Source organism: Paenibacillus violae (genome assembly GCF_032461945.1).
GTDB classification, from domain to species: domain Bacteria; phylum Bacillota; class Bacilli; order Paenibacillales; family NBRC-103111; genus Paenibacillus_E; species Paenibacillus_E violae.
In genome coordinates this window covers 48,487-63,026 of sequence record NZ_JAWCUD010000005.1, presented here as the reverse complement: position 1 = coordinate 63,026, position 14,540 = coordinate 48,487, and the positions used below count along the sequence as shown (strand labels likewise).

The window sequence follows — 14,540 nt, the reverse complement described above, 5'->3', positions numbered from 1 at the left end:
CGAGAAAAAGTTTAAAAGAAAAGGTGTCGTTTCATGAGCATATTAAATGTAGAAAGATTAAGTCACGGCTTTGGAGACCGCGCCATCTTCAACGACGTCTCGTTCCGCCTGCTCAAAGGGGAGCATATCGGACTCATCGGTGCTAACGGGGAAGGTAAATCTACTTTCATGAACATCATTACAGGCAAGCTTCAGCCGGATGATGGCAAGGTTGAATGGTCCAAGCGCATGCGCGTTGGCTACCTTGATCAACATGCTGTTCTGAGCAAAGGCATGAGCATCCGCGATGTCCTGAAGGGAGCTTTTCAATATCTGTTCGACATGGAACAAGAAATGAATGACATGTACGGTCGGATGGGCGATGTGACGCCGGAAGAGCTTGAACAGATGCTGGAGGATGTCGGTACAATTCAGGATACATTGACGAATCAAGACTTTTACATGATCGATGCCAAAATCGAAGAGACCGCTCGCGGGCTGGGCCTCACCGATATTGGTTTAGACAAAGATGTGAACGATTTGAGCGGTGGTCAACGGACGAAGGTGCTTCTGGCGAAGCTTTTGCTGGAGAAACCGGACATTCTGCTCCTCGATGAGCCTACCAACTATTTGGATGAGCAGCACATCGAATGGTTGAAACGTTATTTGCAAGAATATGAGAATGCCTTCATTCTTATCTCTCACGATATTCCGTTCCTGAACAGCGTAATCAACTTGATCTACCACATGGAAAATCAAGCTTTAAACCGCTATGTGGGAGATTACAATCACTTCCAACAAGTACACGAAATGAAGAAACAGCAGCTTGAGTCAGCTTACAAACGCCAACAACAAGAAATTTCCGAGTTGAAGGATTTCGTAGCCCGTAACAAAGCGAGCGTGGCGACGCGGAATATGGCGATGTCCAGACAAAAGAAACTCGACAAGATGGAAGTTATTGAAATTGCAAAGGAGAAACCGAAGCCGCAGTTTAATTTCAAAGAAGGACGCACGTCAGGCAAGCTCATTTTTGAAACGACAGATCTCGTGATCGGCTACGATCAACCGCTATCCAGACCGCTTAACCTGCGAATGGAACGTGGTCAGAAGATTGCGCTGGTCGGTGCCAACGGTATCGGGAAAACGACTTTGCTGCGGAGTATTTTGGGTGAAATCCAGCCGGTATCCGGCTCCGTTCAAAAAGGCGATAACCAGCAAATCGGTTACTTCCAACAAGAAATCAAAGATTCCAACAACAACACTTGTATCGAGGAAGTATGGAACGAGTTCCCCTCTTTCACGCAATTTGAGGTGCGCGCTGCGCTAGCGAAATGCGGTCTCACCACGAAGCATATTGAGAGTAAAGTTGTCGTCCTGAGCGGCGGCGAGAAGGCGAAAGTCCGTCTCTGCAAGCTGATCAACCGCGAAACGAACTTACTGGTGCTCGATGAGCCGACCAACCATTTGGACGTAGATGCCAAGGATGAGCTCAAACGCGCGCTGCAAGCCTACAAGGGCAGCATTCTTCTGATTTCCCACGAACCGGAATTTTACCGTGATGTTGTGACGGAAACTTGGAATTGCGAGTCTTGGACAACGAAAGTGTTCTAATCGAGCAAGAGGCCGTCTTCGAGTAGATTATTCTACTTGAGGAGGGCCTCTTTTTTACCATTTCGCTTCCGAATCTGCCATTGCCGCTTCCGAACCCGCCAAACTCCGCTTAACATCCGCGTTTGCATATAACTCAGGTGAATAAGTATGCAGCGAAGGAAACAGCTCAACCTAAGGATCAGTGCAAGATGTATCGAATAAGTCCAACGCAGGAAGAACGGGCGCCCCCGCCTAATCAACCCATTTCGCAGCATCCTCACCCTCTCTCCGTTACCGTTCACCATATCCCGCATTCATTGTAAAAGAGATCCGTCGCTGGATAATCAGTCCTCAGACGGAATTCCGTCTACGTTCTCGGCTTGATTTTGCTCGCACCGTCCTAGTCAAAGTCGTGGGTTTAGTTGCTTTCGTTAGATACAAAGTGTATCATTAAAATGATCTTACTTATCGAACTTATCCATTCATGCGACGAAAGCGAGGACGTCCAGCCTATGCCTGTCATCCGCCATTTCTTCCAGAGCAAGCTACTCCTTTGGCTGTTATTCTTATGCTTGAGTGATGCCGTATTCACGGACATCGGCTTGCATCTGTCCTTTATTGAAGAACTGAACCCTCTGATACGAAGTGTATATGAATGGCATGTCGCCGGGTATTATTTCCTTAAACTCATACTTCCCTTGCTGCTCATGGCCTTTTACCCTTATATCCGGAAACGCGCCTGGGTCAAGCCCTGCCTATCCCTCACGGTGATCATCTACGGAGTCGTCAATGTGTATCACTTCGTCTGGTTATCCTATGGACTCACATACCTTGCAACCAGCTAGCGGCAGCGAAAAGAACCCGGCAATCACTTCTGCCTGGTTCTTTTCATTGTATGCTCTAAATCGTTGCGATAATTTGATCAATCTCCAGCTGCACGCGCACAATCTCTTCTTTACATGTCTCCAAGTTGATCTCTTGCTCTATCTCTTTCTCGAGCACCAAGACAGCCGCCAACAAGGATTCGGCATAGAAATTTGCGGCCACTCCTTTCAGCGTATGCACCATGCGGCGAGCAACAGCATCTTCTTGGTGGATGATAGGCGGCAGCAAATTTTCCGTGAAACAAGTATAATCTTGTTTAAACTTCTCAATCATGTATTGAAAAATATGGACTTTCTGATCGATATTCCGCAGCACACGCTCCGCATCAATCCCCTTAATACGCAATAACCACTGCAAATCCTGCCACTTATCGAGCATATCGGCCAACTGCTTCTCATTGACGGGTTTCACTAAAATGCCATTGAGTCCCAGCTTCAGCATTTGCATCGTGTCTTTCACGAATCCGTTTGCAGTAAGCGCAATGATCGGAATCCGCTGCATCGGCTTCAGCTGTCTCAGCTTTTGCGTTGCCTCATAGCCATCCATCTCCGGCATATGAATATCCATAAGGATAAGCTTCCAGGCTTGCTGACCCACCCGTTCCAGAACCTCATAGCCATTTTGTGCAATTACCACCTCATAGCCCAATTGCTGCAGAAGCTGCGTAATGACCAGTTGATTGATTTCATTGTCCTCCGCTACCAAAATGTGCCCCTTGGACTGGAAAAGTGCTCCTTCTGCCATAGCCTGCTCCTTATCGCGATCACACCTCTTAGGGGATGGCTTCTGCCCGCTCAGAACCTGCAAAACCTTGCGCAGTGACAACCTGCTTACCGGTTTTACCAGAACGGCATCCGCCTTCAACGCTTCAGGCAGCTCGCACATTTCTTCTCTGCCTTCCAGTGTCGTGAGCGCGATCACATGAGTTTGGGAGCGATCTACCGCATTCAGTACTCGCTGCCAGATCGCCTGATGCTGCATGGGGTCCATTTGCATATCCAAGAAAATATAGCGGAACGCAGCTTGGCCTGCTCCTCCCTCGCCTTGTTCCAACGCCGCTAATAAGTCGGATACCGACAGCACCGTCTTTGCCTCCAGGTGGAAGGAGCCCAGCAACTCGGATACGTGCCGAGCAGCAATGGGATGATCCTCGGCAACGAGCACATGCTTGTTTTCTTGTGGCAGAAGATGCTGCCTGTAAGCAGAGTACATGTCATCCTCCGTCTGCTGATTTCGTCCGAACAACAGACTGAAGTAGAAGCGGCTGCCTGCCCCTAACGTAGTCTCAACCCGGAGCACGCCTCCCATCGACTGCACCAAATGCTGGCAGATCACAAGCCCAAGCCCTGTGCCTCCGTATCTCCGGCTAGTCGATGTATCCGCTTGCGAGAAAGGCAAGAATAACTGTGACAGCTGCTCCTTAGAGATCCCTATCCCCGTGTCCTCTACGGCAAAAGATATAATGATGCCTTCCTCCGCATATTCCTCAAGCTGCACTTGAAGCCGAATATGTCCTTGCTCCGTAAATTTAATGGCATTATTCGATAAATTGATAAGTACTTGCTCTAATCGAAAAGAGTCCCCGCTGACGATATCCGGCAAATCCTCCGACGTATCCAGCAAAATCTCGATTCGCTTGTTGCCGAGGGAAACGCTCACCAGGTCGGCGACCTTTTGGAGTGACTCTTCCAAGGAGAAGTCGACTTTCTCCAAAATTAATTTCCCCGCTTCAATTTTCGAAAAATCCAGAATATCGTTAATCGTCGCCAGCAGAACACTGGAAGAGGCGTCCATTTTACTCAAATAATCTTTCTGCAGCGGTGTTAACTCGGTTCGCTGCAGCAGAAGGGATAGCCCCAGAATACCGTTAAGCGGCGTACGAATTTCGTGACTCATCCTCGCCAGGAACTGGCTTTTGGCCCGGTTGGATTCATCCGCCTCTTCGCGCTTCTTGAGATCCGTAATATCGTGAACGGTCCCGGTGACCGCAATAATTTCCGTCCTTGTTTCATTGAAAAGGGGGGATAACGTGACATTATAGGTATGCTCAGTACCGTCCGGCAGCAGAAAATTAATGGCGAATTGCTGCGTCTTGCCGTTGATGATCGATTGGGTGAAGGAGCGCTCCCATTTCGAAGGATTATCCATGTCAATGACTTCCGTCAATTGCTTTCCTTTTACCTGTTCAGGCGTAAGTTGGTAGGTTTGATACATTTTAGAGTTAGCAGAGGCAACGCTTCCATCCAGTCGAAATCGGAGAATAAAGTCCTCTGAGTTTTCCACTAAAGTCCGGAATTGCTCGTCTCTAACCCTAACTTTCATCTGCACTGCACGATGCTCCGACACATCCACCGCTGACCCGATGACCTCACTAACCGCGCCAAACTTAAAGATAGGCTGCAAAGTAACGAGGATCGTGAAGCCTTGACAGTCATATTCATAGATGACTCTTTCGCCCTCCCAAGCCTGCTCATAATAGGGCTGCAGAAACTCCAGAAACTTAGTCCCTAATATGCTGATTTCATGAGCCTTTTTCCCAATAAATTGACTCGGCCGCAAACCCAGCTGATAAAGTAATTGACCCTCAATCAATATATAGACAAAATGGCCCCGGTGCTTATGGAATTTAAACGTAAACCCCGGCTGTAAGCGCAGCATATCAATGAGTTCCTGCTCCACCTGCCGAATCTGCAGCTTGTACTCCCGGGCACGAAGCAGATACCCAAGAAAACATGCCACAACCACCACACACACCATTTGGTAGGTGAGGTATATTCCTATGACTTGAAGCGATGAACGGTACACAGTCCAGATCATTCCATAGTAGAACACATAAAAGAATGTTCCTCCTAATAACCATTTGAACCAGTAGGAGCGTACTTTCGAGAACACAAAACCGGTCCCTATAATCGCAGCAAATCCAATTAACAGCAGCGGAATTTGGATAGAACCGTCCATTATGATTCGCCATATACTTAAGACAGCGAAGGTAATGAGGATAGAGGGGTACCCTCCCAAATAGGCGGCAAGCAGAAAGCCTACGCCACGAAAATTAAGGCCTATTTGAGCATCGAATGTAATACCAAAACTAACCAGAATCACAACAAGGATGCCATGGGTAAGACCCACATAAACTTTGTAGTACCACGTCGGCTTCTGATCCAATTTCGTTATAATGAAAAACTGTTCGACGAATAAGACAAACACGGTAATAATCGCAAAATTGGTAATCAAATCGCGCAGCAGAACAATCACCAGCCTATAGTTAAATAACAATCCTATTTGGTTTGTTTCGCGCATCGGTGTTCAGCATGTGCTCAATGCTTTCCGCTAGAACCGGCTTGCTGAAATAGTAGCCCTGCACGAAACGACAGCCGCAGTCCCTCAGCACTTGAAGCTCCTCTTCGGTCTCCAGTCCTTCGGCCACTACGAGCAAGTTTAAGTTTTTGGCCATTGTAATGACGGTATTCACGATAGCCGCATTCACTTCCCGATGTTTCAATCCCTTAATAAACGACTGATCTATCTTCAACTTATCGATCGGGAAATCCTTTAAATAGCCAAGCGAACTATATCCGGTGCCAAAATCATCCATCGCTACGCGCACACCCAGCCTTTTCAGCTGACTAAGTGCATCTGCCGCCAGATTGACATCCATGCTCATGCTCTCCGTAATCTCGAGTTCCAAGTACTTCGGTTGTAAGCCTGTCTCCTCCAAAATCTTCTGAATCATCGCGCTGAGTCCGCCATCATTGAACTGTCGTCTGGATAGGTTGACGGCCATGAACAAACGGGGAAGACCTGCTTGCTGCCATTTCACGCTCTGTGTGCAAGCCTCTCTCAGCACCCATTCTCCGATCTCATGAATCAGGCCGCTTTCTTCCGCTACTGGGATGAAATCGCAAGGCGGCACTTGCCCCAAAGACGCACTGTGCCAGCGAATTAAGCTCTCTAAACCGACGATCCGGTTCGTGTATACATCAACAACGGGTTGATATACGAGATGAAATTCCTCATTCTCAATCGCTTTACGCAAATGAAATTCGATATCCATTCGTCTTTGAAACTGGTCGTGCTTCGCCTGCAGCGAGCCGGAGAGCGCAGCTTCCAAGATTCCTAAGGATTTGACCGGAGACTCATGCACGCTTTGAATGCCGTTTCGTATAGCCATTTTACAGCGTTCCAGGAAATAAATGATCATCGTTTCATGGGACATTGACCCAGTAAGCATTTCTATATGAAAATAATCCGCAGCGCCTATCCGCATAGCCTGAATGGTCTGCATGGCACCTTCGGATGTATGTGTACTAAGCACTACAATAGGAATTGGACGATGATTCATAATGAGTTGAAGCGCATGAATGCCTGCCATGTTCGCCATCGCTAAATCAATGACCACCAAATCAGGTCTTCCAGCAAGCATACAATCCAATGCGGCATTTCCGTGTTTTGCCGTACCTGTCAAGATGAACTGTTCATCTTGCTGAAAGATGGGCAGCAACCTCTCTCTCAAATCATTAGAATCACTTACAATCAGGACTCCATACCTATTTAAAAGACCCACTTCATTTACACCTCCTACAAGCAATTTCCACAATAAACCGTATTATCTCCTATTGTACTTTCCACTTATTAGGTAACTTACCTAAATGGTATGTTTTCTCGCCCCTTTTCGCTAACAATTTACTAACAATTTCCCGATAAAAAGTGTATAAGAGCGATTTACACTTAATTTTCGACACCTTATAATAGGTTGAGCAAGTAAATTGTTAGGACTTTTGATCCCTCTGTTCATTCAGGAAAGAAATTAGAAAATAAACTTAGTTTGGGGGAGTTTATGCTTGGACAGAGTGCTTTTAATTGAGGACGACGATATTATAGGTGAAATGGTCTGTATGTATCTGACAGAAGAGAACTTCTTAGTGCTAAGAGCCCATAATGGTCAGGAAGGCCTTGCCGCTCTTCGCGAATTCGAACCAGATCTTATTCTTTTGGACCTCATGCTTCCTGACTTTGAAGGCACGGACTTATGCAACTCCTTGCGAAGCTTAACGCCCGTTCCCATCATCATCATCTCTTCCAATTCCAAAGTCAGCGAGAAAGTTGAAGCGTTTACAGTAGGAGCTGATGATTACTTATGCAAGCCCTTCAGCATGCATGAGATGAAGGCCCGTATACAAGCCCTTCTGCGTCGGTTCAAACAGGCTCATCCACCCGAAGAGCAGCCTGTCCAGCAAGTTGTTCCCGTACCGTCTGTTGATATGGACATTAACTTGGAAAAAAGAACGCTTTATGTGCGAGGCGAACCCATCGACATGACATTCTCCGAATTCGAACTCATTCGGCTGCTGTATGAGCACCCCGAACGCGTGTATCGCCGGGAGGATCTGATTAACGCTTTGCGTGGCTTCGATTCCTATGTCAACGATCGTGCTATCGACGTACATATTACAAATTTACGCAGGAAAATTGAAGTCAACCCCAAAGAACCCAAATACATAAAAACAGTCTGGGGGGTTGGCTACAAATTTGTTTTATAAGGGAAGAGGCTGTCTCCAAGGTCCGTAAATGACCCGGGAGATAGCCTCTTATTTGATTTTCTCCATATTCCCGGAGAGCCCAATTTGTCGGATAACCATGCAATCTGTTGAAATATGATTGCAATGAAACTTTTTCCATATTTTTAACATAAATTGGTTGACATAGAAAACATTAATCATTTATTATTGGACTTCTGAGGCCTTTATTTGCTAGGAATAGTCAGATATACACCGAATGGCAACTAACTAAACAGGGATTCACAGTGCGATAACCATTACTAAAGGGAGTAACAGGTGAACTCTTATGAATAGTGATAAATTAATTTTGGATTTGGGCAGTCATAGCGCGAAAGTTTTCAAGAAATCAGATATTGGTATCGAACAAGTGGATGTCCTCACTTGGGAGCTTTTGGAGAGCGAGGTCTGCCTTCCATCCATTGAAGATAAGCTTAAGTCCTTGTTGTCCACACAAGGCCCCTTCTTAGAAGGTGCCTCCCCCGGAAACATTGAGGCCTTCGGGACGGAAGCCATGCGAAGGTCGCCGCACCTCTCTGAGCATATGGAGGAGATCTGCAGAAATCTGCGCATTGCCTATCGGACGATCAGTCAGAAAGAAGAAGCGGAACTGTTGCGCAAAGCGATAAGCGAATCAGATATCCCCAGCCATCTTGACGTCATCAATGTCGGAGGCGGCAGCATCCAGATTATTACCAAGGAGTGCGAAGCGCCCTATCTCATTCCTTTCGGCATTTCGGATCTTAATCAAGAATTCCAGTTGCTTGGGGCGCCCCATCAAAGGCAGATAACGACCTGCATCAAATGGCTCTCCTCTCGCTTACCCGCATCACTGGGGCCGTTCGCATACACCGGCGGCGAGAAAACGTATCTGCGCCATTTCCAGATCGAGCTTGAACAGGATCTCTACTGCTCAAGGAGCGACTTTACTCAACTTACCAGACATCTGGCTCTTCTCGAGCTTTCAGCTTTAGAAAACAACTCCCCTTTCGATCCGAAATGGATGCGCGGCGCCATCGCCTCGAATTGTGTCGTCCTTGCCGGGCTCATTAAATCCGGCGCCAGCAAATTCATGCCCTCCGACCTGAATATCGCCCATGGCTTCATGAATCAATTATAATCGCGCTGCACATTAGACAAAGGTGACTGAGGCCCCTTTTTGACCAAATCTTTGTGTAAATTTAATGTTATTAAAACCTACCCGTTCACTGCGTATTATATAATACAGTGTACATTCATTAGTTATAATTACATCTACTGATAGGCGGGTACTTCCATATGGCACAAACGATGAAAGCAGCGCTGATTAAGACATACAGCGGGGTTTCAGGCATTGAATTCGGCGAAACGTTAATTCCCCAAATAGACAGTAACGAAGTACTCATCAAGGTGCATGCGGCATCTATTAACCCCGCTGACTTATTATTTCTTTCCGGCAATTATGGCATTAAACGCGCATTGCCGTCGGTTGGCGGAATGGAAGGGTGCGGCACGGTCATCGCAACGGGCAATAGCCTCGTAGCCCGCATGCTGAAAGGAAAACGCGTAGCCTTCGTATCCGAAGTCTACGGCTCCTGGTCGGAGTATACAAAGGCAAGCGCCATGACCTGCATGGTTCTACCCGACCACGTATCGGACGAGCAGGGCGCTGTCTTCTTCGTCAATCCGGCAAGCGCCATGGCTATGGTGAAGATTGCCAAGCAGCACAAGTCCAAAGCTATCGTGCAAACGGCCGGAGCCAGCGCACTCGGCAGAATCCTAGTGAAGCTCGGCAGAGAGAACGGCCTTGCCGTCATCAGTGTTGTCCGCAAAGATGAGCATGCGCAGCTCCTTAGAGAGATAGGCGGACAGCATATCGTGAACAGCAGCTCCCCAACCTTCGAAGACGAACTCAAACGGAAGTCTCATGACCTTGGAGCTGCCGTATGCTTCGATGCCATAGGCGGAGACCTGACAGGCACCGTGCTCTCGGCGCTGCCGGACGGATCCACGTTGTTTCAATACGGCCTCCTGGGAGGAAGCACAACAACAATCAACGCAGATGATCTGGTATTCCGCCGCAAGCGGATCACAGGCTTCTGGGCGTCTGACTGGGTGAAGACCCAATCGATCTTTGAGCTGCTCTCCCTGCAGGGCTCTATGAAGAAGTCGGTCGGATCGCAGATCCAGACCGAGATTAGCCAGACGTTCTCGCTCTGCCAGACGGTAGATGCCATTCAACAGTATGCGGCTAACATGACCTCAGGCAAAGTGCTGCTGCGGCCTGTATAGAAAGAAAGACTGTCCTTAGAGTAGAGTGATCTACTTGATGGACAGTCTTTTTCGTTGAGTGAGGTGCCGCACGGCTATTCGCGTAGCCTATGAGCTAATTTGGCTGCCAAGCCAAATTAGAGGAACTACAATCCGCTATTTCTGCGAATAGCGGGAGGTGGTGGCCTGTAGGGGAACTACAGGGTGTTATTTCTCCACGAACAAAAAGGGCGCATTTCGTAGAAATAGCGCCCTTTTGTTCCCATTCGCGGCAGGGGGTTAGCGGCCGCCACCAGTTACGCCCCTCCGGCTAGAACTCCGTAATGATCGTGAGAATCACAGGTCTACGGCCGGTTTTCTCATAAAAGAAACGTCCGAGCACTTCTTTCACATTAATTTTCAGCACATTCCATTGGTTCAACGGCTCCTGCCCTGTTTGCAGTCTGTTCACTGTATCTGCGGCCAGAATGCTCGCTCGATCTATGAGATCCTCAGACTCGCGCACATAGACGAACCCTCGCGAAATAATATCGGGTCCGGATAAAATTTTGCCATCCGTTTTGCTGAGAAGAAGAACCACGATAAGGATCCCATCCTCTGAAAGCTGTTTCCGGTCACGTAAAACAATATTCCCCACATCGCCCAAACCATCGACCAAGGTGTTGCCCGCCGTGACCTTGCGGCTTTGCGTCGCCACTTCATCCTTGATATCTACAACATCCCCATTGTTCAAGATGAAAATGTTAGCAGGCTCGACACCAACTGACTCCGCCAAAATGCGGTGCTGATGAAGCATTCGATATTCGCCGTGAATCGGAATAAAATACTTAGGTTTCATGAGCGTCAGCATTAACTTGAGCTCTTCCTGGCTGCCATGGCCGGAAACATGCATGCCCGTCACTGAGCTTGAGCCGTAGATGACCTCCGCGCCAAGGCTAAACAAATTGTCTACCGTCTTGGAAACATTGCGCTCATTTCCAGGAATCGGCGATGAGGACAGGATGACGGTGTCCCCCCGATGGATTTCTACATTCCTGTAGTTCGAGCGAGACAGCCGGGATAACGCGGCCATCGGCTCTCCCTGACTGCCCGTGCAGAGAATGGCAATCCGCTCGGAAGCCAGGCTGCCGATCTCTCCCGCCTCCACCAGCATCCCGTCAGGAACCCTCAAATAGCCCATCTCGGAAGCAATTTTCACGACGTTGACCATACTCCGGCCCAGCAAGGCTAAATGGCGGTTCGTCGCTTGCGCGGCATCGATCACTTGCTGGAGCCTGTGGACATTGGAAGCAAAGGTGGCGATGAACACTTTTTGCTTCGCTTTATGGAAAGCCTCCTCGATATGCTTCCCGACATGGCTTTCCGAGGGCGTATAACCCGGACGCTCCGCATTCGTACTCTCGGATAAAAGCAGCATGACCCCTTTCGAGCCAATGTCCGCCATTTTATGAATATCCGGATATTGATTATTGACCGGTGTAAGGTCAAATTTGAAATCTCCCGTATGGACAACCGCTCCCTCGGGCGTATGAAAAACAACCCCAAGACAATCGGGGATGCTGTGATTGGTTTTGAAGAAAGTGGACGTGATGCTGCCAAGGTCAACCGTGGAATCGGAGGTGATTTCAATCAGCTTGGTACCTGCTAGCAAGCCGGCCTCTCTCAGCTTCACTTCAATGAGCCCAATCGTTAAGCGTGTTGCATAGATCGGCACATTGATTTGTTTGCGGATGTAGGGAATGCCCCCTATGTGATCCTCATGCCCATGCGTAATAACCAGAGCACGGACTTTATCGCTATTTTCAAGCAAATAAGTAATATCAGGAACAATGAGATCAACGCCCAGTAAAGTTTCATCCGGGAATTTAGAGCCGCAGTCGATCACGATAATGTCATTGGCATATTGGACGACGTACATATTTTTACCGATTTCATTAATACCGCCTAAGGAGAAGACCGATAATTGCTGATCAAGCTTGGTCACCTTACTTACCCCCTGTGTCGCTTTCATTTGCGTTAATTTCCCACAAGTGATGTAAGGCTATACAAAAAGGAGCTATTCTTGCCAAGCAAAGCGGTAACCAATTCCCGGCTCCGTCAGAATATAACGGGGTCTTGTCGAATCTTCTTCGATTTTCTTCCTCAAATGGCCGACGTATACCCGAAGATATTGGCTGTCGGATTCATACTGCGAGCCGCCCCATACTTGTTTGAGCAATTGGCGATGTGTCATTACGCGACCGTTGTTAAGGGCTAACACTTTTAGCAAATCGTACTCCGTAGGTGTCAATTTGAGCTTCTCTCCGTGGAGTTCCACGACCCGTTGGGATAAATCAATCACCAGATCCCCTAATTTCAACACAGGTTCATCTTGCGTCTTAGCGATATGGCGTAACGCCACCCGCATGCGTGCCATAAACTCTCCCATGCCAAAGGGCTTTGTCACATAATCATCAGCCCCCCGGTCTAAGGCAGCCACTTTATCCTGCTCCTGGTCTTGGGCAGTAAGAATAATGATCGGTACCTGCGACCATTCACGAATATGCTGCAGCACATCCATCCCTGTCATATCCGGTAATCCGAGGTCCAACACGATGAGATCCGGCCGAACCATTGTGGCTTGCAATAAGCCCTCTTGGCCCGTTGCAGCTTCTGTCACATCGAAGCCATGCGCATTCAATGTTACTCGCAACAGCTTGCGAATTTGCGCCTCATCATCAATTATTAAAATTTTCGCCCCAGTTGCTGTCATGCTCCATCCCCCTGTTTCTCAGCGAATTGTAACGGCAAACTGATATGAATAGCCGTTCCTTTGGGCTCATTTCTTTGGGCAACGATCTGCCCGCCATGGGCTTCCACGATGCTTTTACAGATCGCAAGCCCGAGTCCGGTACCGGGGATATGTTTGGTTAATTGTCCCCTATAAAACTTTTCAAAAATCCGATCCAAGTCCTCTGCCGCAATGCCCGCTCCCTCATCCCTGATGGTCAGTTCAAGCATTTCCCGGCGCTGCGCCGCTTCGATCACAATTTCGCTGCCCTCCAGCGAATACTTGATGGCATTGCTGATCACATTAATCAGCACCTGTTCGATCAGCACGTCATCCAGCGGGACGGAAGGTAGCTCCGGAGCAAGCCGAATGCTCACCTTCCTATGCTGCAAAGCATCCTTCAGTTGGGCGAGCGCGACTCCGACAATGTCCTCGATCCCGCACCACTGTTTATTCAACCGCAGCATGCCGCTTTCAATTCGAACCATGCCGAGCAAATTCCCTACTAGCCTATTCATCCTTGTTGACCCTTCACGAATCGTTAGCAGCAGCTCACGTCGGTCTTCAGGACTAAATACAGCTTCACTTTCTAACAGCCCCGTCACAGAGCCTATGATGGTAGCTAGCGGTGTTCGCAGCTCATGAGAGAGCGAGTCCAGCAGCGCCGTTCGCAGCTTCTCAGACTCGGCGGTCAATTGAGCCACTTTGGCTTCATTAGCCAGCTTAACGCGGGAAATCGCAACAGCCACCAGATCCGAGAGTGCTTCGATGAAGCGAATCAGCTCCGGCATCTCCGTTAACGGCCGCTCACCGACATACACAGCTAATACGCCGTGTACTTGACGATCTGTCTCAAGCGGGACGTAAAGCGTTGAGGACTCTCTCAGCGAATGTGTGCCGCGCCCCGCGCTCGCATGATGATTGTAAACCCATGCCGCGATAGACAAGTGGGATTCATCTTCCGCCCACTCGATCCCGTCCTTGGAATAGGCTCCTACTTGCTGTTCACCCAATGGGTTTGGTAGTAGAATTGCAGCTTTTGCGCTTAATGCTTCAGAAACATGCTGTACAATCTGATTAAGAAGTCCTTCTAAATCGGAAATAGCCGTAATTTTACGGCTTAACGCATACAGGGCAGCCGTACTGGCTTCACTCTGCTGTGCTTGATGGATCTGATTGCGAAGCTTCGAAGCCAAGCTTGCCGTGAGAGCGGCAACGGATAAAAAGACAAAAAATGAGATCAAATAACGCAAATCCGCAACTGTGAGACTAAATACAGGAGGGACAAATAAGAAATCTAGGGATAATACGCCCATTGCCGCTGCAAAAAAGGAAGGCCCCCTCCCCCAGCGCACCGCACTAAAAAGAACAGGAAGCAGATAGAAAAGAGAGACATTCACCAGGCCTAAAAAATCGCCAAAAGCTTTTAAAAATAAGGTCACCACAGCAATAAAAAGAGCTGTAATCACATAAGACTTCCATCGGTTCCAACCATTTGTTTTATTCATCAT

Annotated in this window: 10 protein-coding genes; 5 read left to right on the top strand and 5 right to left on the bottom strand. The window is 48.2% G+C overall.

Annotation, left to right across the window (positions count from 1 at the left end; all coding sequences use genetic code 11):
• The first annotated feature begins 33 nt into the window (after positions 1 to 33).
• Together RQP52_RS16260 and RQP52_RS16255 are read left to right on the top strand one after the other, a co-directional pair.
• A complete protein-coding gene (locus RQP52_RS16260; protein ID WP_315952842.1) occupies positions 34 to 1,590 on the top strand; it encodes an ABC-F family ATP-binding cassette domain-containing protein in 1,557 nt (518 codons plus the stop codon).
• 491 nt (positions 1,591 to 2,081) lie between these two features.
• Positions 2,082 to 2,414, top strand: a complete 333-nt coding sequence (locus tag RQP52_RS16255; protein WP_315952840.1) for a DUF5658 family protein — start codon at positions 2,082 to 2,084, stop codon at positions 2,412 to 2,414.
• Between the two features lie 55 nt (positions 2,415 to 2,469).
• Here the strand turns inward: RQP52_RS16255 and RQP52_RS16250 are convergent, their stop codons facing one another.
• Together RQP52_RS16250 and RQP52_RS16245 are read right to left on the bottom strand one after the other, a co-directional pair.
• Positions 2,470 to 5,754: a response regulator gene (locus tag RQP52_RS16250; RefSeq protein WP_315952838.1), complete on the bottom strand. Its 3,285-nt coding sequence runs from the start codon at positions 5,752 to 5,754 to the stop codon at positions 2,470 to 2,472.
• Positions 5,720 to 7,018 carry an EAL domain-containing protein gene (locus RQP52_RS16245; RefSeq protein WP_315952836.1) on the bottom strand — a complete coding sequence of 433 codons (1,299 nt, stop codon included), beginning with the start codon at positions 7,016 to 7,018 and terminating at the stop codon, positions 5,720 to 5,722. The genes RQP52_RS16250 and RQP52_RS16245 overlap by 35 nt, the downstream gene beginning before the upstream one ends.
• A 286-nt stretch (positions 7,019 to 7,304) precedes the next feature.
• Here RQP52_RS16245 and RQP52_RS16240 point away from each other — a divergent pair, with 286 nt between their 5' ends.
• From RQP52_RS16240 to RQP52_RS16230, 3 genes are all read left to right on the top strand, one after another.
• Positions 7,305 to 7,994: a response regulator transcription factor gene (locus RQP52_RS16240; RefSeq protein ID WP_315953116.1), complete on the top strand. Its 690-nt coding sequence runs from the start codon at positions 7,305 to 7,307 to the stop codon at positions 7,992 to 7,994.
• 304 nt (positions 7,995 to 8,298) lie between these two features.
• Positions 8,299 to 9,129: a Ppx/GppA phosphatase family protein gene (locus tag RQP52_RS16235; RefSeq protein ID WP_315952835.1), complete on the top strand. Its 831-nt coding sequence runs from the start codon at positions 8,299 to 8,301 to the stop codon at positions 9,127 to 9,129.
• A 158-nt stretch (positions 9,130 to 9,287) separates the two neighbouring features.
• Positions 9,288 to 10,280, top strand: a complete 993-nt coding sequence (locus RQP52_RS16230) for a zinc-binding dehydrogenase (protein WP_315952833.1) — start codon at positions 9,288 to 9,290, stop codon at positions 10,278 to 10,280.
• A 289-nt stretch (positions 10,281 to 10,569) separates the two neighbouring features.
• Here RQP52_RS16230 and RQP52_RS16225 read toward each other — a convergent pair whose 3' ends face one another.
• The 3 genes from RQP52_RS16225 to RQP52_RS16215 all read right to left on the bottom strand — a co-directional run bounded on the left by RQP52_RS16225 (position 10,570) and on the right by RQP52_RS16215 (position 14,540).
• Entirely contained in the window at positions 10,570 to 12,243 is a 1,674-nt protein-coding gene (locus tag RQP52_RS16225) for a ribonuclease J (RefSeq protein WP_315952831.1), read from the bottom strand.
• Between the two features lie 72 nt (positions 12,244 to 12,315).
• Complete coding sequence (locus RQP52_RS16220; protein ID WP_157324221.1) at positions 12,316 to 13,011, bottom strand: response regulator; 696 nt, start codon at positions 13,009 to 13,011, stop codon at positions 12,316 to 12,318.
• Positions 13,008 to 14,540, bottom strand: coding sequence for an ATP-binding protein (locus RQP52_RS16215; RefSeq protein WP_315952830.1), 1,533 nt, complete (start codon positions 14,538 to 14,540; stop codon positions 13,008 to 13,010). The genes RQP52_RS16220 and RQP52_RS16215 overlap by 4 nt, the downstream gene beginning before the upstream one ends.